21 protein-coding genes, 1 rRNA gene and 1 pseudogene are annotated in these 23,598 nt (G+C 54.4%); 13 read left to right on the top strand and 10 right to left on the bottom strand.

Annotated elements, in window-relative coordinates; genetic code table 11:
• Nucleotides 1–179: 179 nt before the first annotated feature.
• Complete coding sequence (locus tag BLW10_RS06385; RefSeq protein ID WP_091333214.1) at nucleotides 180–1,412, bottom strand: type II restriction endonuclease; 1,233 nt, start codon at nucleotides 1,410–1,412, stop codon at nucleotides 180–182.
• Nucleotides 1,413–1,488: 76 nt separating this feature from the next.
• A complete protein-coding gene (dcm, locus tag BLW10_RS06380; RefSeq protein ID WP_091333212.1) occupies nucleotides 1,489–2,700 on the bottom strand; it encodes a DNA (cytosine-5-)-methyltransferase in 1,212 nt (403 codons plus the stop codon).
• Nucleotides 2,701–2,822: 122 nt separating this feature from the next.
• Between dcm and BLW10_RS06375 the strand changes: the two are divergent.
• Nucleotides 2,823–3,038, top strand: a pseudogene (locus BLW10_RS06375) (type IIL restriction-modification enzyme MmeI); the annotation flags it as partial.
• Between the two features lie 190 nt (nucleotides 3,039–3,228).
• Nucleotides 3,229–3,906, top strand: coding sequence for a hypothetical protein (locus BLW10_RS06370; protein ID WP_091333208.1), 678 nt, complete (start codon nucleotides 3,229–3,231; stop codon nucleotides 3,904–3,906).
• A 278-nt stretch (nucleotides 3,907–4,184) separates the two neighbouring features.
• On the opposite strand, the gene uvrA is transcribed toward BLW10_RS06370, so the two are convergent.
• From uvrA to BLW10_RS06345, 5 genes are read right to left on the bottom strand one after another with little or no spacing between them, the layout of a single operon-like run.
• A complete protein-coding gene (uvrA, locus tag BLW10_RS06365) occupies nucleotides 4,185–6,770 on the bottom strand; it encodes an excinuclease ABC subunit UvrA (RefSeq protein WP_091333205.1) in 2,586 nt (861 codons plus the stop codon).
• Nucleotides 6,757–8,061, bottom strand: coding sequence for an AAA family ATPase (locus BLW10_RS06360; protein ID WP_177169004.1), 1,305 nt, complete (start codon nucleotides 8,059–8,061; stop codon nucleotides 6,757–6,759). Before BLW10_RS06360 ends, uvrA begins: the two co-directional genes overlap by 14 nt.
• The gene (locus BLW10_RS06355; RefSeq protein WP_091333201.1) at nucleotides 8,051–8,548 is read right to left on the bottom strand and encodes a hypothetical protein; all 498 of its coding nucleotides are present in this window, start codon (nucleotides 8,546–8,548) and stop codon (nucleotides 8,051–8,053) included. The genes BLW10_RS06360 and BLW10_RS06355 overlap by 11 nt, the downstream gene beginning before the upstream one ends.
• The gene (locus BLW10_RS06350) at nucleotides 8,545–9,573 is read right to left on the bottom strand and encodes a hypothetical protein (RefSeq protein ID WP_091333199.1); all 1,029 of its coding nucleotides are present in this window, start codon (nucleotides 9,571–9,573) and stop codon (nucleotides 8,545–8,547) included. Before BLW10_RS06350 ends, BLW10_RS06355 begins: the two co-directional genes overlap by 4 nt.
• 25 nt (nucleotides 9,574–9,598) lie before the next feature.
• Nucleotides 9,599–10,363, bottom strand: a complete 765-nt coding sequence (locus tag BLW10_RS06345; RefSeq protein WP_245709133.1) for a P-loop NTPase family protein — start codon at nucleotides 10,361–10,363, stop codon at nucleotides 9,599–9,601.
• A gap of 220 nt (nucleotides 10,364–10,583) precedes the next feature.
• On the opposite strand from BLW10_RS06345, the gene BLW10_RS06340 reads away from it, so the two are divergent.
• Complete coding sequence (locus BLW10_RS06340; RefSeq protein ID WP_091333197.1) at nucleotides 10,584–11,822, top strand: DUF1015 domain-containing protein; 1,239 nt, start codon at nucleotides 10,584–10,586, stop codon at nucleotides 11,820–11,822.
• Nucleotides 11,823–11,849: 27 nt separating this feature from the next.
• On the opposite strand, the gene msrB is transcribed toward BLW10_RS06340, so the two are convergent.
• Nucleotides 11,850–12,578 carry a peptide-methionine (R)-S-oxide reductase MsrB gene (gene msrB / locus BLW10_RS06335; protein WP_091333195.1) on the bottom strand — a complete coding sequence of 243 codons (729 nt, stop codon included), beginning with the start codon at nucleotides 12,576–12,578 and terminating at the stop codon, nucleotides 11,850–11,852.
• Nucleotides 12,579–12,656: 78 nt separating this feature from the next.
• The gene (locus BLW10_RS06330; protein ID WP_177169003.1) at nucleotides 12,657–13,700 is read right to left on the bottom strand and encodes an extracellular catalytic domain type 1 short-chain-length polyhydroxyalkanoate depolymerase; all 1,044 of its coding nucleotides are present in this window, start codon (nucleotides 13,698–13,700) and stop codon (nucleotides 12,657–12,659) included.
• A gap of 176 nt (nucleotides 13,701–13,876) precedes the next feature.
• Here BLW10_RS06330 and moaA point away from each other — a divergent pair, with 176 nt between their 5' ends.
• Nucleotides 13,877–14,884 (top strand): GTP 3',8-cyclase MoaA, encoded by a 1,008-nt coding sequence (moaA, locus tag BLW10_RS06325; RefSeq protein WP_091333190.1) that lies wholly within the window; start codon nucleotides 13,877–13,879, stop codon nucleotides 14,882–14,884.
• A 49-nt stretch (nucleotides 14,885–14,933) separates the two neighbouring features.
• On the opposite strand, the gene BLW10_RS06320 is transcribed toward moaA, so the two are convergent.
• Nucleotides 14,934–16,298: an alanine/glycine:cation symporter family protein gene (locus tag BLW10_RS06320; RefSeq protein ID WP_091333258.1), complete on the bottom strand. Its 1,365-nt coding sequence runs from the start codon at nucleotides 16,296–16,298 to the stop codon at nucleotides 14,934–14,936.
• Between the two features lie 268 nt (nucleotides 16,299–16,566).
• On the opposite strand from BLW10_RS06320, the gene BLW10_RS06315 reads away from it, so the two are divergent.
• The 9 genes from BLW10_RS06315 to BLW10_RS06270 form a co-directional block, all read left to right on the top strand.
• Nucleotides 16,567–16,908: a class I SAM-dependent methyltransferase gene (locus BLW10_RS06315; protein ID WP_177169002.1), complete on the top strand. Its 342-nt coding sequence runs from the start codon at nucleotides 16,567–16,569 to the stop codon at nucleotides 16,906–16,908.
• A 514-nt stretch (nucleotides 16,909–17,422) separates the two neighbouring features.
• A complete protein-coding gene (locus tag BLW10_RS06310) occupies nucleotides 17,423–17,914 on the top strand; it encodes an outer membrane protein assembly factor BamE (RefSeq protein WP_091333188.1) in 492 nt (163 codons plus the stop codon).
• 16 nt (nucleotides 17,915–17,930) lie between these two features.
• Entirely contained in the window at nucleotides 17,931–18,356 is a 426-nt protein-coding gene (locus BLW10_RS06305) for a hypothetical protein (RefSeq protein ID WP_091333186.1), read from the top strand.
• A gap of 86 nt (nucleotides 18,357–18,442) precedes the next feature.
• Nucleotides 18,443–19,540, top strand: coding sequence for an alanine racemase (gene alr, locus BLW10_RS06300; RefSeq protein ID WP_091333183.1), 1,098 nt, complete (start codon nucleotides 18,443–18,445; stop codon nucleotides 19,538–19,540).
• 6 nt (nucleotides 19,541–19,546) lie between these two features.
• Nucleotides 19,547–20,110, top strand: coding sequence for a bifunctional adenosylcobinamide kinase/adenosylcobinamide-phosphate guanylyltransferase (gene cobU, locus BLW10_RS06295; RefSeq protein WP_091333181.1), 564 nt, complete (start codon nucleotides 19,547–19,549; stop codon nucleotides 20,108–20,110).
• 106 nt (nucleotides 20,111–20,216) lie between these two features.
• The gene (locus tag BLW10_RS06290; protein ID WP_245709131.1) at nucleotides 20,217–21,095 is read left to right on the top strand and encodes an ABC transporter substrate-binding protein; all 879 of its coding nucleotides are present in this window, start codon (nucleotides 20,217–20,219) and stop codon (nucleotides 21,093–21,095) included.
• A gap of 137 nt (nucleotides 21,096–21,232) precedes the next feature.
• Nucleotides 21,233–22,210 carry a FecCD family ABC transporter permease gene (locus tag BLW10_RS06285; protein WP_091333179.1) on the top strand — a complete coding sequence of 326 codons (978 nt, stop codon included), beginning with the start codon at nucleotides 21,233–21,235 and terminating at the stop codon, nucleotides 22,208–22,210.
• On the top strand, nucleotides 22,207–22,998 hold the full coding sequence (locus tag BLW10_RS06280; RefSeq protein ID WP_091333177.1) for an ABC transporter ATP-binding protein: 792 nt from the start codon (nucleotides 22,207–22,209) through the stop codon (nucleotides 22,996–22,998). The genes BLW10_RS06285 and BLW10_RS06280 overlap by 4 nt, the downstream gene beginning before the upstream one ends.
• Before the next feature lie 414 nt (nucleotides 22,999–23,412).
• A 16S ribosomal RNA gene (locus tag BLW10_RS06270) occupies nucleotides 23,413–23,598 on the top strand; the annotation flags it as partial.

Below are 23,598 nucleotides of genomic sequence, written 5' to 3'. Positions count from 1 at the left end.
ACCAGTGAGCTGTGTGAGATCCAGATTGTAGGTTGGGTTGCCTGTCCACCATACCGTCATAGAAAATAGTAGAAAATAGGGTCAGACCTCTATTTTCTTCAATCGGGCGTTGATCGATGGCGATGACCGAATCGAGATGTTCGCCTATTTCTCTACCAGATTAACTAGATTTAACTGTATCAGTTGTTCATTTGACGCTTTAGAACAAGATCTGTAAATGTTTTTATGTCTATAAGCCATTTTTGCTGATCCTCTGAATATGTTTTATGCAAAATTTTAGGGAGAACTAATTGCAAATTTTTTGATTGCATTTCATCGGTCTGATTTTTGCTTATTGCTGTTTCAAGAGTAAATAAGTGCTTATTTTTAATACGATCTGCTTCAGCGAGAACTTGACGCCATCTATCTTTACAAGAAGATTTAACGCCTAACATTGTTAAACGTGAAAAATCAAATTTTTGATCTTGATATTCGTTTATTCCTGGAAAAATAAAATCTGGTTTTGAATTATTTTCAGTAACAGGTGTTCTTGAGTAACGAATTCCACATTCTTTGAAAATCATTTCAAGATGATTTTCTAATGCAAAACCAACTCGGCTTTTTCTACGATTTTGTACAGATAAAGAAAAAGATATAAAGCCATCTACATCATCGTTAAATCCCTCAGATAATCTATTGCTAATAATGTGCTTTTCAAGAGTGCGAAAAAGTATTTCCTCTCTTTCCATCCAAGCCATAAAAATTTCATCTTGACCATCTTGAACATTTATATCAGATACTGTGCTTCTAGCAAATGCTGAAAACTCTCTGGTTGTTGGAAATTTGCCTGAAAAAATTTTTAACATTTTTTCTAAATATATATCTTCTGAAACTTCGACTGATATTCCTATGCTTTCTAAAATAAATCTTGATGCAAATTTAATTTGATCTTGCTCTGTTTCGAGTTCGTCGCGTACAGAAAATTTAGGGTGCAACAAATCTGAAAAATTAAACAACAATAATATTTGCTTAGATATTGTAGTTTCAGCTTTACAGATGATTGCCAGCAAAGTATTATCGTTGCGTTTGGCTATTACAAGAATATCACTAGGCTTAGCCAAATTTAAAACAGCATTTTCAGAAAAATATAGTCTATATTCTGATCTATTTATTCCTCGCTCCAATCGAGCTTTTTCTCTAGCATCATACCATGTAAGAAACCCATCATTGAAAATAGAGTTATCTATATCATCTGTTAAATACAAGAATTTTGCTTGATATTTGCGCTTACCTTTAGGTTCGCCAAGTATTTTTTTTAGCTCTCCTACACCATTAAACTCATGTTGATTAGAAATCAGCGAGTTTACTTCTACACCGCTCAGCATTTTGAATGCTACGCCTTCAAAATATTGTGATAAGTAACCTTTTTTCATCTGAAATTTCCAAATTCATTGACTTTTATAGCAATGAAAGCTGTTTGAAATTGCTAAATAATTTATGGTTATTTTTTTAAATATGTGGAATCATTATTTCTGCTACAGCTTTAATCACAGGTAAAACCACACTGTTACCAAACTGTCGATATGCTTGGGTATCACTTACAGGAATAATAAAACTATCTGGAAAACCCATAATTCTCGCACACTCTCTTGGAGTCAGTCGGCGCGGTCTTTTATTTTCTCCTTGAGAAATAAGTATTTCTGATCCGTCTTTATAGTATCTTGCTGATAAAGTTCTAGCTATATTGTTACCATCGACGAGGCTAAATCCAAAACCATTTCCAGCTTTTCGATGCTTTTCTGCGTAATCCTGTAAATATTTCCACAACTGAGGTGTTAATGTATATTTACTATTAACCTCTGCTTTTTCTCCAATAGTATACGGCTCTTCAGCTTTTTCTGTGCCATTTTGCGGATGCAAAATTGAAGAAAGTTTTATAGCACCTTTTTCAGGAAGAGATAAGTCATCCCAAGTAAAATCAGTTTTATGATTAAATCCAACAATTAAAATACGCTCTCTGTGTTGAGGGACAAAGTGTTTGCCATCAATTACTTTATAATGAACTTCATAGCCAAGTTCCTCACGAAGAACATTCAATATAATTTGAAATGTATTTCCCTTGTTGTGAGAAATAAGATTTTTCACATTTTCTAATAAAAATGCTTTTGGTTTTTTTTCAGCAATAATTCTTGCCACATCAAAAAAGAGTGTTCCTTGTGTAGTACATTCAAAACCATGCGGTTTACCCAAAGCATTTTTTTTAGATACTCCCGCGATGCTAAATGGCTGACAAGGAAATCCAGCTAACAGTATTTCATGGTCAGGTATATCTTTTTCGTTACACTGAGTAATATCACCAATAAATGTATGATTTGACGTTTTAGGAAAATTAGCGGAATAAGTTTTTTGTGAAAACTTATTCCATTCGCTTGTAAAAACACATTGCCCACCACAAGCTTCAAAACCTAAGCGAACACCTCCAATACCTGCAAATAAGTCTACAAAATTAAACTTAAACACGGTTTTTTCGTCTTTTAAACTTTTTACTAATGGGATAATTCTTTGTTTAATCGCGTCAGAAAGGTAAGCTGGAGGTTCATTTTCTTGAACCTCCCAGCGCCGAATGGTTCTTACATCAACATCAAGAATTTCAGCTAGTTGTTTTTGTGTAAATCTGGTTCTTGCTGTACGAAGTAGATCTAAATATGTAAGCTGATTCATGGAGCTATCTTTTATGAAACTTATTTAGGGCATTTTGTCCGCTTTTTTTCCCTTTTGCAAGTTCTCTTAGTTTAGACGTAAGCTGTTGCCATTAACCCCATCCTGAATCAACTCCAAAACAACGCCAAGCAATTGAAACTGCCGCACAAGCGGTGCTTGATGCCCGCGCCGCGCATCCCAATGCCTCACTTGCTGTACTCTATGACCCGCTCACCATGTCGCCCGAATTAGTCAAAGCTCATCGCAAATTAGATGCTGCTGTCGATGCCGCCTATTCCAAACGGAAACTCACCAGCGATAGCGACCACGTCGTCCTATTATTTGAACGCTATCAATAACTGGTTGCGCAATTCGCATGAATGACTATTTTTCTAGTCACAAAGCTCCAGCTCTGTGACTGACTGTCTTGTTCGGAATATAATCCAACGGGACGGAACACTTACTTACATTATGCGAATTAAATTATTTCTTATACATAAAATAAAATTTAAAAAATACTAAACTATTCAACAAAAGCGAGTAATTTTTATGAATTGGAAAAAACTGAAAGCAGCACTGCATGAAATTTATTCTCAGGAAAATATCGAAAATGATTTTGAAAAAGATGAAAAATATCTGAAATCAGCCTTTGATTTTACTGAAAAATACTGGGATGAACAAATAAAAAATATTGGTTCAATAAAAATACTGCTATTTTCTGAAGCGCCACTATTCGGAGATGAAAAAGCTTATATTTATAACCCGGATTACGGTTTCACGGCATTTTTCTATTTCAACGATCTGAATGCGATATTTAGTAAAAATATGCAAAACGATTTCTCAACTAAAACAGAAAAGAAAATTTATTTCATTAAAAAGCTTAATGAAGCTGGGATTCTGATACTTGACATATTTCCGTTTGCTTTTAATCCGAAAATAACAACAGGTATCAACTATCAAACTATGTCAACACGATTGTATTCCAAAATTTTTGAAACAACAATGGAACACTTTCTTTCAATAAAACTATCCTCTATCAAACCCAAAATTACTGATAAAACAATATTTGCAGTAAGATACAAAAAACTATTAACAAAAACAGGTCATTTGATAAAAACTGCTTTGGAAAAAATCGGAATTAAAAACAGCTCAATTATTTCACTAAATGGGTCAAATATGTCAATGAACAGAAATTATCTTTCGAAGTTATATTCTGAAATAAATTAGGATGTTAAGTAATTCTAGTTGAACTATTTGATTCTATTAACTCGACTTTCATTTTGACAAACGATTAAATTAAAATATTATCTCTAAAATTTGATAGTTGAGATTTGCAAAAAATTCAAACGGACAGCATCAATTTAACATTAAGAACTTGATATATTGACTAAATTTAATATATAGCAAACAAATGTAAGGGAATTACCGGGGTCAGGTTTAATTTGATTTTGCGCAATACATCAAATCAATCCAGCAGAATGAGACGAACCCGCTGCCATCAACAATTAAGCGGCAAGCACCGCCCGCAAATAGCGCCCGGTGTGCGATGTGGGATGGGCGGCGATAGCCTCCGGCGTCCCGATGGCGACCACCTGCCCGCCGCGCTCGCCGCCCTCTGGCCCGAGATCAATCACCCAATCAGCGGTTTTGATGACATCCAGATGATGTTCAATCACGATGATGGTATTGCCCTGATCGCGCAATCGCTGGAGCACCGCCAGCAACTGCTTGACATCGTGAATATGCAGTCCAGTGGTCGGCTCATCGAGCAGATAGAGCGTGCGGCCAGTGTCGCGCTTGGCTAACTCGCGGCTGAGTTTGAGGCGCTGCGCCTCGCCGCCAGAAAGCGTGGTCGCACTCTGACCGAGTTGCAGATAGGACAGACCGACATCGATCAGCGTTTGCAATTTGCGCACCAGCACCGGCACCGCCGCGAACAGCGTCAGCGCCTCGGCGACTGTGAGCTTTAGCACGGCATCGATGGTGCGCCCTTTGTAGCGAATCTCCAGCGTTTCGCGGTTATAGCGCCGCCCGCCGCAGACATCACAGGGCACATAGACATCCGGCAAAAAGTGCATCGCCACGCGGATCACGCCATCACCTTTGCAGGCTTCGCAGCGCCCGCCGGGAACATTAAAGCTAAAGCGTCCGGCGTCATAGCCGCGAGCGCGGGCTTCGGGCACGGCGGCGAATAGCTCGCGCACGGTGTCAAACAGGCCGGTATAGGTCGCAGGATTGGAGTGCGGGGTGCGCCCAATCGGGCGTTGATCGATGGCGATGACCGAATCAAGGTGTTCGAGTCCATCAAGGGCGCGATAGGGCGCAGGTGTGATGCTGGCCCCATTGCAGTGCTGGGCGACCGCTGGCAACAGGGTGTCATTGATGAGCGTGGATTTGCCCGAACCGGACACGCCAGTAATACAGCAGAGCGTACCAATGGGGATCGAGACATCGAGATCGCGCAGATTCTGCCCGCTGGCACCGAGCAGCCGCAGAGCGCGCGTCGGGTGATTTGGGTTATTTGGAGCATTCGGTCTGCGCGGAGCCGGACGTTCGATCCGCTGCACAGCGGCGAGATACTGGCCGGTGAGTGATACGGGATGCGCGGCAAGCTGTGCCGCCGTGCCCTGCGCGACAATCTCACCGCCCAGCGCCCCCGCGCCCGGCCCGAGATCGACCACCCAATCAGCAGCGCGGATGATCTCCAAATCATGCTCGACGACGATCACAGTATTGCCCTGATCGCGCAGGCGCATGAGCGTGTGCAATAGCCGTTCGGTATCGCGCTGATGTAACCCAAGCGACGGCTCATCGAGAATATACATCACCCCGACTAAGCCGGCCCCGATCTGACTGGCCAGCCGAATCCGCTGGGCTTCGCCGCCGGAGAGCGTCGCGGCCGGACGCGCCAGCGTCAGATAGTCCAGCCCGACATCGACTAAAAAGCGCAGACGCTGAAGGCAGTCATGCAGAATCGGCGCACTGATCGCCGCCCGCTGACCAGTCTGTTCCAGCGCAGTAAGCTGCGTGAGCAAATCGCCGATGGGCAGCTCGACCAGCTCCGGCAAGCTGTGTCCGTTAATGAACACATGCCGCGCTGATGCCGTGAGGCGCGTTCCTTGACACTGCGGACAGACTGACGGCGATGGCCCAGCAGCGGCAATGCTCCCCAATCCGTGACAGCTCGGACACGCGCCCGCCGGGTTATTAAACGAAAATAGACGCGGCTCCAATTCCGGCACGCTGTAACCGCAGTGCGGACAGGCAAAGAGCGCCGAAAAGCTAAGTTCTGGGCGTTCGGGCGCGTCGATCCAGCCGATCTGCGCCCGCCCGCCGGAGAGCTTGAGCGCAGTTTCAAAGGATTCGGCCAGCCGTCGCGCCACATCCGCCCGCACGCGCAAGCGGTCGATGACGACGGCAAGCTGATGCGGCGCCGCCGGATTGAGCGCGGGCGCGGCGGTGAGTTCGTGTACCTGACCGTCGATGCGAGCACGAATAAAGCCCTGCGCGTGGAGTTCGGCGAGCACCCGCTGCGGATTGTCCGTCTCAGCGATCACCAGCGGCGCGAGTAACATCAGCTTCTCGCCTTCGGGCAGCGCCAGCACCTGATCGACCATTTGACTAATGGTTTGCGCGGCCAGCGGCGCGCCGTGCGTCGGGCAGTGCGGCTGACCGACGCGGGCAAACAGCAGCCGCAGATAATCGTAAATCTCGGTGATGGTGCCGACAGTTGAGCGCGGATTGTGTGAGCCACTGTGCTGCGCGATGGCGATAGCGGGCGCGAGGCCGGTGATCTGATCCAGATCGGGTTTGGCCATGATCGAGAGAAATTGCCGCGCATCGGTCGAGAGCGATTCGACATAGCGCCGCTGCCCTTCCGCATACAGGGTATCGAAGGCGAGCGAGGATTTGCCCGATCCCGAAACGCCAGTGAGCACAATCAGTTGCTCACGCGGCAGATCGAGGTCGATATTTTTCAGGGTATGGGTGCGGACACCGCGCAGACGGATGTAGCGCCCATCAGCGTCCGCCTGCTGGTGGCTGAAAGCTGGAAGCTGATCGCTGGACGCTGAAAACTCACGGCCCGACATCAATCAAACACGCAATGGTTTCACGTTCCGCCCGCGCCTGCTCGCCGCACTCCAACAGCGCCTGACGATTGCGTTCTAGCAGATTCAGCGTCCACTGAATTTCACGATAGGCGAGCGGATCGGCCCGCGCCAGCAGCAAACTGCCGACCTCCCACGATGGCTCAGAACCAATCAGCCATATACCCAGTGTCGTGCGCCACGCGGCAGTCAGATTCCAAGTCGAGAACACCAGCACGACTAACGCCAGCACCGTCCCCGTCCGCCACAGCCACGCTCGTCGCGTCCGGCGCTGCTGAGTGGGCGCATCGGGCAGCGGCGGCAGACCTAAAAACTCATCAAACGCTGGCGCATCCTGCAAGCGCAACGCCACCTGCTCGTCATAGAGCAGCGAGGACGGATCGCTCAACCAAGCTTCGATGCGCCGATTCATCACCGCGCCGTGATAAGTCATCTGTTCCTGACGGCTTTTTGAGCGCCACGGCAGCCGCGACCGCTCGCCAAATTCGCCCAGCGTCAGCCATTCTGCCGCCAATGCCAGATAGGCGCGACTGGCTGGCGCACGCGGATTATCGACCAGCAACGGACGCTCATTGGCTGCTGCGGTCATCACCGCCGGATCATCGGGGATCTCGGTATGCAGCATGAGCCGTTTATAGTTGCGCCGCACCACCGCTAAACTCGGCTGCGAGAACGCATCTTTGGTGCAGGTGCCGCTCACCAGCAGATGCACTCCGAGCAGCGGTTGCGCCAAGCCTGCCCGCAGTCGCCCGATGCTTTTGAGTAACTCCGGCAGTCCTTCGAGCGTGGTGACATCACAGGGCAGCGGCATCAGCACGCGATGGGCGGCACTGAGCGCATTGAGCGTTAATAATCCGAGCGCCGGTGGACAGTCGATGATGATGTGATCAAAACGTTGCGTCAGCGTCGTGGCAGCAGCAAGCGCCTGATGCAGCCGCGTGCGACTGTCGCCGAGCAGCGTCAGTTGCGTCTCGATCTGTGCTAATCCGGGGCCAGAGGCGGCTAAATAGAGATCCGGCACTTCGGTCGCCACGATCATGTCACGACTGAGCACCGCATCGAGCAGCGCCCGTTCTAAGCCCAGCCCCTCGCCACTGCGCACCAGCGCCCGCCCGACTGCGCCGTCGGTGTTCAAATCCATCAGCAGCACGCGCCGTCCGGCGGCGGCCAGGGCGAGGGCAAAATTAACTGCAATGGTGGTGCGCCCGACGCCGCTGTGTTGGCTGACAAGGGCGATGATTTCGGGCGTTTGGAGCGAAGAATCAGTGTTCACGAGTAGAGTGATCCGTTGTCTCGGACGACCATTCAGTAATCAAGCTATCGAGTCCCTGGCGTTTGCGGTCGAGGCGCGTGGAGACGTTCCCCGGCGCAACCCGCCCTGCACGCGGTTCGACCTGAAGTGTGATCGGGTTGGGCGCGTGAGCAAAGCGTTCCGGCGCAGCAGCAAAGGATGTCACGGCCGCCGAATCAGGATCATCGCTCACCACCCGCTGCCGTCGCGTATACAGCCGCTGATTCGGCCCCTCACGCTGGCCGCGTTGTGCTGCACTCTGGCGCTGCTGCTGTAACAGATGCTGGCGCGGCGGCGGTCGCCATAAAGTCGATGTCGCTGGGCGCAGTTGGGTCGAACGCGGTGCTTCGGGGCGCATCACTGGGTTAAATTCCGTGCGGGCTGCCTGATGCAAGCGCCGCTGCCAAAACCACACCACCGCGCCCAGCAGCACCAACAGCACCAGCGCAATAACCAGCGCCGCGATCATGGCGCATCAGCAGCAGCGGTCGGGGTCGCGTTGGTATCGTCCAGCCACGCCGACCAGAGCTGTTGCAGCAGGGTATCCATCAGCGTTTGCGTGGCCAGCCACGCGCCGACCTGTGCCTGCCAGGTTTGATAGTCCGCATCCTCTACGCGCTGCACCGCCCGCTGTGCCGCTGTCCAATCGCCGCGCTGCGCTGCGGTCAGTGCCGTTTCACCCTGCGTGCGCTGGGTCGTCAGGGTTTGCAGCCGAGCATAGTATTGATCCGGCGCAAGCTGTCCGCTGCGTGCCGCTTGCAGGGCGGCGTCTTGCTGACTGAGCGTGCTGTGCTGGAGTCGCTCTAACCGAGCGCGTAACTGCTCCGGTGTCGGGCGACCGCTGGCAGCGAGGGCATGCAGCGGGGCAAGCTGAGCGGGCGTCGGCCACAGCCGTTGGAGCGCGGTGAGTTCAGCGGCAAATGGCTCGCCGCTGGTGAGTTTGCGTTCGAGCGTTTCCAACGCGCCACGGGTGGTGAGCAAGCGTTCGAGCCGCGCATTGCTCTGGGTTTCGTGCGTCATCCGCGCTTCCAGACCGGCGAGCCAGTGCCCGGCCTCTAGCAGACGCTGGGCACCGGCGTGGAAGGTCAGCCAGTAGCCGACACCGAGCACCATTGCCGCCAGACTCCCGCGTAGCAGCCAACGCGGACGCACTGCTGAGGCCGAGGGCGGCGGCAGCAGGCGCGGCGGATCAGCAATGCGTGCGGCAAAGGGCACCGGCAGTGCGGTAGTCGGCAGTTCATCGAGACAAGCATCCGCATTCGGCGGCGCGGCAGTGAGCGCCCCGGCTTCGTGCTCGACCATCAGCGCCAGCAGTCGCCGATAATCGGCCGCTGATAGACGCTCTAACCGTGACTCACGACTGAGCACCAGACACCAGCGTTGCTCGGGTTCGAGCTTGAGCAGCCAGCTCAACAGTTCGGCGCTCTCGGCTTCGGCGGCGACCTGACCGGCGGCGATCTGCGAATCAAGATGGGCAATCCAGCGGCTATCCATCGGTTGCGGCTTCCTGGCGGGCGCGTCACGCTTTCTTGACGACGAGCGGGCCGAAGGTTTGCTGAAGTTGTTTGATCCAAGAGGCGTAATCGCCAGCGGCACGTTTTGCAGCCAAAATGCCTAAGCCAGTTTGACGGGCGACCTCGGCAGCATTCATGGTCAGCACATTCCAGGGCGGCAGTTTGAGGCGCTCAAAGTCTGTCCAAGCTTCGCTTAAACAGGCGGCCATCGGCAGCACAATCAAGCCATCGGAGCGCAGATCGGCGACGCGCTGAAATTCAGGGGTCGATTCATAAGCATTGAACTGACCAGCGATGCGGTTGAGCACCAGAATCCGGCGGCAGTCAGGGAAAATCTCGCCGACGGTTTCGAGCACATCCAGTCCACCCTTCACCGAGAGCGGATCGGCGGTGATCGGGACATAGAGATCCATCGTTACGCCGCTGTCGGAGAGCAATTCGGCCAGTTCGGATTTACGCGCCCATTCCAGCAGCGGGCGATCCATGTTCGCGCCAGTGTCAATGATGGTGTCGTGTTCGAGAATCTCGGCGGCCAGTTGATCCCAGTAACTATAGGCCAGTGCCGGATCAGCCCGCAGTTCCTCAGCACTCGCGCCGATGCGCAGTGAGAGCACCTTGTCTTGACCGGCAAACTCGGCCAGCTTGGCCTTGTCGTCGATGTCGATCATGCGCAGTGGCCGCCAAGAGGCTTCGTAAAGCCAGGTGAGCGCCATCGTCAACACCGATTTGCCGACGCCGCCTTTGCCGTTCATTACCCAAATTGTATGCATTGTTGTGGTCACGTTCGCGGAGAAAAAGAAATGCTGACGCCGTAATTTACCCGCTTGGCTGGGGAAATTCAGTCTTTTCTGTTTGATGGGCGGGCGGCGATTGGGGTGCCAGTGTAGCCGATTGGGTCAGATCCGTGCCCGTTGGTAAGCATCCGTTGTGGCAAGTGACCTGCTACCATCGCTCGCTTTTATGATCCATGATGCCGAGCCGTGATCCGCCATGTCGTTAATTCAAACCTTCGCCGCCTTGCGCCCAACCGCCGAGTACGCCGCTGCGGTCGCGGCACCGCCCTATGATGTGCTCAGTACCGCCGAGGCGCGGCAGTTGGTTGCCGGTCGTCCGTGGAGCTTTTTGCATATTTCGCGGGCTGAAGTCGATCTGCCCGAAACTACCGATCCCTATGCGCCCGAAGTCTACGCGCAGGCACGGGCTAATCTGGAACGCATGTTGGCCGCTGGCGTGCTGGTGCGCGATTCCGAGCCGGGGTATAGCGTCTATCGGCTCACCTGGGGGGCGCATGTTCAAACCGGATGCGTGGTGGCCGCCTCAATTGCTGCGTATGACGCCGGACGGATCAAAAAACACGAATTGACCCGCCCGACCAAAGAAGCTGACCGCGTGCGCCAGATTGAAGCACTCAACGCCCAGACTGGGCCAGTGCTGTTGGTGCATCGCGCCACGCCTGAGATTGATGCGACGCTGGCCGCACTTGCCGACGCACACGCACCGGATTACGACCTCACCGCACCCGGCGGCGTGCGGCATCAGCTTTGGCGGATTACCGAACGCGCTGTTATTGAGCAGTTGACGCAGGCATTTGAGCGGCTCGATAGCCTCTATATCGCTGACGGTCATCACCGCTCGGCGGCGGCCTCGCGGGTCGCGGCGCTCCGTCACGATCCGACAGCGGGATTTCTCGCCGTCACCTTCCCGCACGATCAACTGAGCATTCTCGATTACAACCGGCTGGTGCGCGATCTCAATGGACTAGCGCCGCACAGTTTTGTGCAACAGGTGGCAACGCGCTGCACCGTCGAACCCGTCACGGCTCCGCTCGCGCCCGAGCGGGCGGGCGTGGTCGGGATGTATCAAGCTGGTCAGTGGTATCGGCTGACATTGGCCGAACAGTCGGAGCAGTCTGCCGATCCAGTCGCTGCGCTCGATGTCAGCCGTTTACAGCATCAGATACTCGGCCCGTTGCTGGGCATCAGCGATCCGCGCCGCGATGAGCGGCTTGAGTGTGTCGGCGGCATTCGTGGGCTGGCGGGACTGACCGAACGGGTTGATAGCGGCGAGATGGCAGTTGCTTTTGCGCTCTATCCGACCAGCGTAGCGGAATTGATGGCGGTCGCCGATCAGGGCGCGATCATGCCGCCGAAATCGACTTGGTTTGAGCCGAAGCTGGCCGATGGGTTGGTCAGCTTGCTATTCAGCGGTCACGAAGCGGAAACTTCGTGACCAGAAAAAATCGCAACACCTGAATTATCAATCCGGCACAAATCGCAACACCTGACTATTGATGCAATAGCGTTTATGGGTTGGTGGTGGGCCATCATCAAAGACATGCCCTAAATGAATCCCAGAACTGGCGCTGCGCACTTCAACCCGGCGCATTCCATAGCTGACATCTTCATGAAATGTCACAGCGCCAGCGACTGGATTAAAAAAGCTCGGCCACCCGCTGCCGCTGTCGAATTTGGTTTCACTGCGAAACAGTGCCGCGCCGGTAATGGAATCGATGAATGTTCCCGAGCGTTTTTCGTCGAGTAACGAGCCAGTAAATGCGCGTTCAGTGCCGTGCTCGAAGGCAATTTTACGCGCTTCCGGGCTGAGTAATTGCCCGCCAAGCCAAGCCCAAAAGCGCGCGGCATCGCCATCATAGCCGGTATAGCGCGAGACTTCGCGCCCCTGCTCAAATAACACTAAGGTTGGTGTTGCAATTAACGGTTTTTCTAATATCCAACCATTTGGCGCATCAAAACGTAAGCTCCGCGCTAAGGGGACTGGCGCTTGCCAAGTCGCCACAATATCGCGTTTAAATTGCTGACAGGCCGCGCATTGTTCAACTTCAAATAGCACTAATTGCCGCGTCTGCGATAAATTCGCACTCTCTAATGGCGGCACGGTCGCCGTTGCAATCGATTCAGCGGCTGCGGCTGGTAATGATGCGCTGATTTCCTGTGTCGGCGGAATCGGTGGCAAATCAATGGACATGGTTGCAATCCGGTTAGGTGTTTGGCGCTAGATGGCTCTTGAATGGCTTAATTCAATGGGCGCTGATCTGGATTCAGTTCAATGCTCAGCGAGAAAAAATCGCAACAGCGCCTCGGTTGCATCTGGCCCTTTTGGTTCCGCAAAGGCCGCCGCTGGATCGCCACCAAACCAGCCATGTCCACCGCCGTGAATCATCCACAGTTCCGCGCAGGCGGTTCCCGATGCGGTCAGATAGCGCGTGCGCGTGACATCCAGACCGCCCGCCGCTCGTCGCGTCTCGCGTTCCTGATGCAGCGTATCCGCCGTGTTCAAGGCCTGCTCGATGATCCAGGACGCATTGAGCGGATTGACGCGCAGATCGGCATCGCCCTGAAACACGATGATCGGCACGCCGTTCTCAGCTAACGTCAAGGGCACATGGCCGCCGCTTGGCCCCTGGTGCATCAGCGTCAACGCCGAAAGTTGATCGTGCGCCAATCCATACGGCAGGCCCGAATGCACCGCCACTGCTGCAAAGAGTCCGGGATGCGTCGCCACCAGATTGAGCGCCATCGCGCCGCCCGCTGACAAACCGGCGACATATAGCCGCTGCGGATCGGCCCCGTGACGCGCCGCGATCTCGCGGGTCAGCGCCGCCAGCACCGCCGCTTCGCCCTGATCGGCCCGTTGATGTTCGGGGGCAAACCAATTCCAACAGCCGGTCGGATTGGCCAGACGCGATTGACTGGGATACAGGACAATGCAGCCCTGCGCATCAGCCCACTGATTGCAGCGGGTCAGACGGGCAAGTTCCTCGCCATCCTGTTGACAGCCATGCAGCATCACAATCAGCGGCGGCGCGGTACGGAGATGCGCCGGACGATATAGGCGGTAATCGCGTGTCTCGTTGCCGTGACTGTAACGGCCATGAAGGAATTGACCGCTGGCGCTGGTGGCGGGCGGCTCAGTGGCCTCAAAATCGGCGTCGATCAGCGGCGAGCGGGTATCGGTAGCCGCCGACGGCGCGGTGCGCGGCGCTGCCCATCCGAGTTCACGTTGAATCAGTTCAGCCGCTGCGGTGAGCCGCCCAGCGCGACCCAAGTGCATCGCGTGTTCAAGAATCGTCTGTAAAGTATCGTTCATCAGGCGTGCGCGAGACCCCATATTGGCGCTACATAACGTGCGGTGGCGAGTTCGGACAGCGTAGAGGGTTGCGCCGCGTGCGTCGATCACTGCAACATCCCCATCAATCAACATAACAATAACATCCTACCGCCCGCCGCCCATTGCGGCATAGCGCGGCGTATTGAGGACATCCCATGCCACCGTCTGCCGCAACGTCTGCGCTGCTCGACCGCTATGGTCGCCGCATCGACTATGTGCGCCTGTCAATCACAGATCGTTGTGATTTGCGCTGTCTCTATTGTATGCAAGCGGATACGCGCTTTTTGCCGCGTCATCAATTGCTGACATTAGAAGAAATGGCGCGATTAGCGCGTTGTTTTGTCGAATTGGGTGTGACGCGGATTCGTGTCACCGGCGGTGAACCCTTAATGCGTCGGAATGCGCTGTGGTTATTTGAGCGACTCGGTGAAATACCCGGCTTGCGTGAATTAACCTTAACCACCAACGGCACGCAATTACCGCGTTTTGCTACGGCGCTAAAAGCAGCGGGCGTAACCCGTGTCAATATTAGCTTAGATTCATTGCGCCCAGAGCGATTTAAAGCCTTAACGCGCATCGGCGAATTAAGCAAAACGCTCGCTGGTATTGAAGCCGCGCAACGCGCTGGATTTGAACGCATCAAGCTCAATAGCGTGATCCTAGCGCAACAGAATCTCGATGAAGTGATTGATCTCGCACGATTTGCGCTAGAACGCGGATTGGATATCAGTTTTATTGAAGAAATGCCGCTGGGTGACATCAGCGATCATCAGCGCACCGACGAGCGATGTTTAAGCAATATAATTCGCCGTCAGCTTGAACGCGAATTTACTTTACTCCCGACAACTGAAACAACCGGCGGGCCGTCGCGCTATGTACGGGTCGCCGGTTATCAACATCGCATCGGATTTATTGCGCCGCACAGTCATAATTTCTGCGCCGACTGCAATCGCGTGCGGGTGACGGCTGAAGGGCGATTAGTGCTCTGTTTAGGGCAAGAACATGCAGTTGATTTGCGTCGCGTATTACGCGCACATCCGACAGATGCAGAACGCATTAAACAGGCGATTATTGCCAGCCTAGAACTCAAACCACGCGGCCATGATTTCGCACAGTCGGGATTGCCTGTGGTTCAGCGGTTTATGAATATGACGGGGGGATAAGCGTGGCGGGAATAAAAAACCCCCGCTTTTCGGCGGGGGAGTTGATTGCTTAAACCTCTTCCGCCGAGGTCTCCAAACGCGGTTTGGCAAAATACGTGCGAGTCAATCGAAAGACGACCGGACTGAGTAATAGCAGCGCCACCAAATTCGGCAATGCCATTAACGCATTGAGCGTATCGGCGACCAGCCAGACGAAATCCAGTTGCGCTATTGCGCCGAGCGGAATAGCCAACACCCACAGAATGCGAAATGGCAACACAGCGCGTTCGCCAAGCAGATATTGCGCACAGCGTTCGCTATACACGCTCCAGCCCAAAATCGTCGTGTAAGCAAATAACACCAGCCCGATAGCAACGATGTAAGCGCCGAAGCCAGGCAATGCGCTCTCGAATGCCTGTGAGGACAGCGCCGCGCCCGTTGCGCCCGATTCCCAAGCGCCAGTAACGAGAATGACCAAGCCGGTGATCGTACAAATCACCAATGTGTCAATAAAGGTGCCGACCATCGCGACAGCGCCCTGTGCGACCGGATCATTAGACTGCGCGGCGGCGTGTGCAATCGGGGCGCTGCCGAGACCGGCTTCATTAGAAAAGATGCCGCGTGCTACGCCGAATTGAATTGCCGCCGCCACGGTCGCGCCCGCAAAACCGCCGCTGGCAGCGGTGGGGTTAAAGGCTTGGGTCAAGACCAGATCGAGCGCCGGCACAATCTGCTCGCTGTTGAGCGCCAGCACCACCAGACCGCCGCTGACATAGATCACGGCCATCAGCGGCACCAATGCGGCCGACACATCGCCGATGCGCTTGATCCCGCCGAGCAGCACCAACGCGGTCAAGCTCGCCATGACGACACCTGTTGCCCAAACTGGCACGTCAAATGCGTTCAGCGTCGCTTGCGCCACTGAGTTCGCCTGCACGGTGTTCCCGATGCCAAAACCGGCGAGCACCCCAAAACCAGCAAATGCGGTCGCCATCCACAGCCATTTTTTGCCCAATCCGAGCTTGATGTAATACATCGGGCCGCCGAGATGCCGACCTTGCTTATCGACTTCGCGGTAATGCAGCGCCAGCACGGCTTCAGCATATTTGGTCGCCATGCCGACGAGCGCCGTACACCACATCCAGAACAGCGCCCCCGGCCCGCCGAGAAAGATCGCGGTGGCGACACCGGCAATATTGCCCGTGCCAACAGTCGCCGATAGCACCGTCATCAGCGCGTGGTAAGGTGGAATATCGCCATGACCCTGACTGCTGCGCCCGCGCCAGAGCATCCGAAAGCCAAAACCGAGCTTGATGAGCGGCATCAAGCGCAGTCCGAGCATGAGAAAAAAGCCCACTCCCAAGATCAACACCAGCATCGGCGGCCCCCAGACCCAGCCGTTCAAAATGTTGATCCACGCGGTTAGCTGTTCCACGATATGCCCCCCGTTAGATGTCATGTTGTATGTGAATGTCGCCAAATCAGTGGCTGATTGACACTATCGTATGAGCGGTGCAAAACGCAAACAGGCGGCTACGTGTAGGCTGAAATCGATGCCGATGATCGCAAATTGAATCACTGCTCCACTTCGCCCCGCTTTTTGCAAAAGTCTAGCGGTTAACTGCTTGACACTACCAGTGCAATTAGTCGAAGATTTCATAATAATATGTAGCGCATCGCTATTGGTATATACCCTATTAATCTTGCCAGAAGGCATAGGAATACAAATGGAAACAAAACACAAAAATAATTTATATTACGGAGATAATCTTGAGGTATTAAGAAAAAAGGTATCAGACGAATCAGTTGATTTATGTTATATAGATCCGCCTTTTAATTCCAAGCGTTCGTACAATCAAATATATCTGAATATCGGGGAAGATAAAGCGCAGGCACAGGCTTTTATTGATACGTGGTCATGGGATACTTTGGCAGAGCAGGGGTATCAGGAAATCGCTTTGAATGAAGGTGGTCGTTTTACACCACAAATAATCGAGCTTATCAAAGGTCTCCGTAACGTCATTTGTGAAAAAAGCACCGAATAAAAGCACAGGAGAGCAGCATGAACTTAATATGGATACTGAACCGGAATAATCCGTCGCTCATGTTGCAGACAGCAGAAGAATTGTGCTCGTAACGAAGTTGGCGCTTCGTGATTAAAATAATTTTGACGATCAGCTAGCCGCAGAGAATCCCATACAGCTTGAGCAGATTTCGCATTACGGTCGCCGATGCAAACGGCAATACTGTTTCGTGTATATCATTCATTGTTAGCCAAACCCACTGTTTATTTAGCATCTAGTCGGTTATGGCTTCGCCAAATTTGCAATAATCAAATTCGCCATCAGCTAGAAAAGATGATTGACTCGTTTCTAGATAGTCTCTTAGGCTGATTAACTCGCAAAATCTGTCAGATTTTTGAAAAATATACTTAAAAATCAATAGTTTAGCTTTTAAGCGGCCTCTTGGTTGCACCCAAGCCCTCACGCCCCCCGATGCTCCCAACACGGCGCTGCGGTATGATGGATTGATTTAGCGCAATGGTGTGATTCAGGCAAGATGCGACAGTTTTTGAGTCTTCCAATCGTCGGCGTGTTGGTGGTCAGCGCACTGACCGGCTGTACACGCGAAACTAAGCCCGAGGCGGCCTCTAACTCGCTGCTGGAGACCGTGCCCTTTGTCTACAAAATGACGATTCAGCAAGGCAATATCCTGACCGAAGCGATGATTGACGCGCTGGAACTCGGCATGAATAAGCGTCAAGTCAACTTTCTGTTAGGCACGCCGCCGTTAGTAAGTTTTTTCCATGCTGATCGCTGGGACTACACCTATACCATCCAGCGCGGGCATCAGCCGATGGAGCAGCGCGATTTGACGCTGCATTTTAAGGACGATCTGTTAGTGCGCATCGAGGGCACGCAGCGCCCCGATCCGAAGCGAGCAGCGGCGCGGGCATCTGAGCAGATTTTGCTGGATGTGCCGGATTATGAGGCGCGTGAGGGATTGATTCGTCAGGGATTAAAAAAGATTGGGCTGGATCCGAAAAACTGATTGTTCACAGTGAGTTATGACCCCTTCTCACCCGCCACCTAACTGGATCGACCGCCGTCAAGGGTATCGCTATCGCGGCGTGCTGTTTTCGGAAGATGGCCACAGCTTGCGCCGCGACGGTCATCTGTATCGAGAATGCGCCTTTCCGGCCCGTGCTCAACGGCGCTTTCGGCTGTGGTTGGCGCTGGTATTACTCGGCATTTTTCCGGGGATTCCGCTCTTGGCTGCTGCCGGATGGCACGCTGATCTCGTCTGGATCGTCACGCCCTGGCTCATAGGCATGTATTGGCTACATCGACGCATTCATACCTGCCCGCGCTGTGGCAGCGGGACGCGGGTGCTCAAAACGCCGTACATGAACTCCCCGGTGCTCTATTTATGCTCGCGTTGTCATACCTTTTTTGAGCATGGTCAGATCGACGGCGGTCTGCCCGGAAAATAACTGCACGGCACGCCACCTCGCGCATTTGCACTCAGCTTATGCGACACTGATTTGCTTTCGTTGCTACGGCTTTTTCGACTGCACCCATGACCCGCTCTGCTCGCCCGCTCCGCGCTCGGATTCATCTGGACGCGATTCGCCACAATTACCGTCACGCGAAATCTCACACCCCACACGCTCGCGCCCTCGCGGTCGTCAAGGCCAACGCCTATGGACATGGCGCGGTGGCCGTTGCGCAGGCGCTGGCCGCAGAGGCCGATGGCTTCGCTGTCGCCTGTGTTGAAGAGGCGCTGGAACTGCGTGAATCGGGCATACGCGGGCGTATGGTGCTGCTGGAAGGCGTGTTTAGTCCCGATGAATTGGCGCTGGTCGATCAGGCAGAATTAGCCCTCGTTGTTCACAATCACACACAACTTGCTTGGTTGCTCGCCGCTGCGCCCAGCCGTCCGCTTGAGGTGTGGATCAAGCTCGACACCGGAATGCACCGCGTCGGCTTTGCGCCGTCCGAATTTCACGCCGTCAATGCGCAACTAGCCGCGTGTCCGCATATCGGCGCACGGGTGGCGATGACGCACTTTGCCCGCGCTGATGAGACCGCGCATCCCTATACCGCCGCGCAACTGGCGACCTTTGAGCACGCCGTTTCCGGTGCGCAGATCGGGCGCAGTCTTGCTAATTCTGCCGCTGTACTGGCTTGGCCGGCCGCGCAGGGTGACTGGACACGCCCCGGCATTATGCTCTATGGCGTCTCGCCATTTGTGGCGGGCGATCCGCACGCTGCCACGCCCGCACTGCGTCCAGCGATGACGCTCGAATCAGCCGTGATTGCGGTGCGTGAACTGGCCGCCGGCGAGCCGGTCGGCTATGGCGGGCGGTTTGTCTGCACGCGCCCGACGCGGGTTGGGGTGGTGGCGATTGGCTATGCCGACGGCTATCCGCGTCACGCCCGCAACGGCACGCAGGTTGCCGTCAATGGACAGCTCACGCGCCTGATCGGGCGGGTGTCGATGGACATGATTACGGTTGATCTCACCGATTGCGGCGCGGTGCAGCTTGGTGATCCGGTCGAGCTATGGGGTCAGACTGTCGCGGCGCGTGCAGTCGCCGAGGCCAGCGATACCATTGCCTATCAACTGTTTACCGGTCTTGGGCGGCGCGTGCCGCGACTCTACGACGGAGCCTGATGCCAAATGGACAACACCCACGCGCAGACAACAATTTTGGTCACCGGGCCAGCGCGGAGCGGCAAAAGCGAATGGGCCGAACGGTTAGCGCACGAATCGGGGCGGCCAGTGCTCTATATCGCGACGGCCCGCGAAGATCCAGATGATGCGGATTGGACGGCCCGCATTGCCGCGCATCGTCAGCGCCGCCCGGCGCATTGGTTGACGCTCTGTTCGCCGACTGAATTAGAGTTGGCGCTGCTGACAGTCGGCACGGGTGAATGCTGTTTATTGGTCGATTCACTTGGCACTTGGGTTGCTAATTTGCTGGAACTGGATGATGCGGCTTGGAGCACGCACTGTGCGCAGGTGTTGGATGCGCTGGTGCAGCGCCCGGCGGCGCTGGTGATTCTGGTCGCGGAAGAAACCGGCTGGGGGGTGATACCGGCCTATCCGCAGGGGCGCGTGTTTCGTGATCGACTCGGGGCGCTGGTGCGGCGCTTGGGGCCGCGTGCTGATGCAACCTATCTGGTGACGGGGGGGTATGCGCTTGATTTGCGGCGGTTGGGTGTCCCCATTGATCGCGCATAGAATTAAGCGGATTTTTAGACAGGATTAACAGGATGATTCAGGATTGACAGGATTAAAAAACTTTATAAAACAGTATTTTAGGGCTATATTTATCCTGTTTCATCCTGTGACTCCTGTCCATATTCGGCAACAGCTCACCGCTTATGCGCTTGGGTTGTGGCTGAGTGTTGTTCCCGGCGCGGCGCTCGCTGACCCGCCCTATCCGAGCGTGATGAGCACCAATCTCTGTGCTGATTTGCTGCTGTTGCGATTAGCTGATCCGACACAGATTCGCTCGGTGTCGCGCCACAGTCAGGATCGGCAGGTGTCGCCAGTGGCCGAGCACGCCAGCCTCTATCCAGCCAATCGCGGCGGGGTGGAAGATGTGCTGTATTTTAAGCCGGATATCGTGCTGGTGTATGCGGGCTGGACGGGGCGGCGTCATGCCGAACGGCTCGCGGCACAGGGCATAGAAGTCATCGCCGTGCCTTACACGAAAACTTGGGATGCGGCATTAGATACGGCCCGCACGCTCGCGGCGCGGATCGGGCGGGCGGAGTTCGGCGCGGCACTGGTCGCGGATTTTGCGCACCGGATGCAAGCGTTGGCGCGACCAGCAACGACGACCATTGCACCGCGTGTGCTCTATCTGCGTCCGAGTGGTGGCACGGCGGGACGCGACACCTATGTTGATGATCTCATCACGCGGCTAGGATGGCGCAATCTGGCGGCAGAACAGGGCATCAGCGGCTGGGGACGGTTTCCGCTCGAACGGTTAGCGCACACGCCGCCGGATCGCTTGCTGCTCGGCTATTTCGATCAAGCACAGTCGCCGACGCGCTCGGCCTATGGTCGGCATCCGCTGCTGCGGACGCTGTTGGCGCGTACCCCATTGCTGACGCTGCCCGGTCAAGCCTGGGGCTGTGGGGGGCTGGAATTGCTCGATGTGGCCGAACAACTCAGTGCGCAATCGGCTGAATTGGAACGGCGGCACGTTCAGCCATGAGACAGGATTAAAAGGATATTTCAGGATGAACAGGATTCAACTTTAAAATTGCTTTATGAACAATCACTTAAAATAAAAAATCCTGTCAATCCTGAAATATCCTGTTAATCCTGTCTAATTTAACACCACCCCATTCAATGCTAAATCATCTCTTATTCCTCGCTTTGCTGCTGCTCAGTGTGCTCTCGCTCAGATTTGGCGAAGCGCCGCTCAGTCTCGCGGAAGTGCTGGCAGCATTGATCGGCAGCGGCCCCGAACCCCATCAAGTCATCGTGCGCGAGATTCGCCTACCGCGTGTCGTATTGGCGTGGCTGGTCGGGATCGCACTGGGCGCATCAGGTGCGGCGCTGCAAGGACTGTTGCGCAATCCATTAGCCGAACCCGGCTTGCTAGGCATCTCAGCAAGCGCCAGTCTCGGTGCGGTATTGACGCTCTATTTTGGGCTGGCGCTGGTCAGTCCCTGGCTGCTCCCAGCCGCCGCGATGCTCGGTGCGCTGTTAGCAACGCTGGTGCTACACGTCTTGACCCGCGCCGGCTCGAACAATCTCACGCTCATCTTGACTGGTGTGGCGCTGACCTCACTGGCCGGTGCCTTGACCTCGCTGGCGCTCAACCTCGCGCCCAATCCAACCGATGCCCAAGACATCATTCTCTGGTTACTCGGCTCGATTAGTGATCGCAGTTTTGACGATGTGTGGCTATGCTTGCCATTCGTGTTAATCGGTCTGGCCCTTTTGTTCTGGTGCATTCCGGCGCTCGATGCGTTAGCACTGGGCGAAGCGGAAGCCAGCAGCTTGGGCGTGGATTTGGGGCGCTTGCGTACACTAATTATTCTCGGATCGGCCTTGAGCGTCGGTTCAACAGTGGCGATCACGGGCACCATTGGTTTTGTTGGGCTAGTGGTGCCACATCTCTTGCGCCGCGCCGTCGGCTTTCGCCCCGGGCCGCTGCTCTTGGCCAGTGCACTGGGCGGAGCAGTGCTGGTGCTGGCAGCCGACATCGCCGTGCGACTACCCAACAGCGGGCGCGAACCGATGCTCGGCGTTGTCACAGCGTTGATCGGTGCCCCCTTCTTTTTGACGCTGGTACTGCGAGCGCGGAGAGACATGCTGTGACCGCGCTCGAACTAAGTGACGTAACAGTCCAGCGCGGCGGGCGCACGCTGATTGAAGCGGTGTCATGTCAGGTCAGCGCGGGTGAATTAGTCGGTCTCATTGGCCCCAATGGTGCCGGAAAAAGCACGCTCATTCAGGCGATTGCGCAACTGATTCCCTATCATGGCGCGATGCGCTGGCACGGCAAACCACTAGAGCAGTTGACGGCGCGAGAACGGGCGCGACAAATCGCCTATTTAAGCCAAGATGATCGCGTCCAATGGCCGATCTCAGTCGCCGATTTAGTCGCACTCGGACGGCATCCCTATCGCGGCGGCTGGTGGCGCGGCGCGGGCCAGACGCGGGCTGCCGATCAGCAGGCGATTGAGGCCGCGCTGCACGCAACTGATGTGTGGACATTGCGCGAACGGGCATCCGATACCCTGTCGGGCGGCGAGCGGGCACGGGTACGCCTAGCGCGGGCATTGGCGGTTGAAGCCGGATTGCTGCTGGCAGATGAGCCGGTCGCGGCGCTCGACCCGCGTCATCAACTTGAAGTGATGACCGTGCTCCGCACCCAAGCGCAACGCGGAGCAAGCATCATCGTCGTGCTGCACGATTTGACATTAGCCAGCCGCTTTTGTGATCGGTTAGTGTTATTAAACGGCGGGCGCGTGGTCGCAACGGGCGCAGTCGAGCGCGTCTTGAGCGCCGCATCATTGCAGCAGGCGTATGGAATTGGGGCAGTGATGGGCGAACATCATGGGCAACGATATTGGGTGCCGTGGTCGGTTGCGCCATATGTATAGAACGCTGTCCGTCATGCCCGTGAAATAAATTTGATACGGTATTGACACAGAGGTTGGTAGGAGTAGAATGCGCGGCTCACCACGAAGCGGGAAGCTTCAGGAGGGCGGCGAAGCGGCACAGACAGTGCTGATTAAGTTGCGAGCCGAATCGCTGAAGACAAAGCAAAGCGGTACGGAGCTGAAAAAAGGAGTTGACAGCGTGAAGGGAGTCTGTAGAATGGTTGGTCTTGGCGGGGCGAAAGTTTCGCGAAGAACATGAAGGAAATCAGATCTTTAACAAGCTGTTCAGATAATTTGTGTGGGGACTTTGAGGGTCGATTGGGAATCCAAGAGATCGGACAAGTCTTCTCAAGTGAGACCTGTCGAGCAAGACACGGTTAAGCCTAATTGACTTAGGTAAAACCAGAAGGACTTGAACTGAAGAGTTTGATCCTGGCTCAGATTGAACGCTGGCGGCATGCCTAACACATGCAAGTCGAACGGCAGCACGGGGGAGCTTGCTCCCTGGGTGGCGAGTGGCGGACGGGTGAGTAACGCATGAGAATCTGCCTGGCAGAGGGGGATAACCCGGGGAAACTCGGGCTAATACCGCATACGCCC

The sequence above is a fragment of the Allochromatium warmingii genome (assembly GCF_900107145.1).
In the GTDB taxonomy this organism is placed as follows: Bacteria; Pseudomonadota; Gammaproteobacteria; order Chromatiales; family Chromatiaceae; genus Thermochromatium; species Thermochromatium warmingii.
Note: the sequence above shows the minus strand (reverse complement) of the source record. Positions and strands in the feature narration are given on the sequence as shown.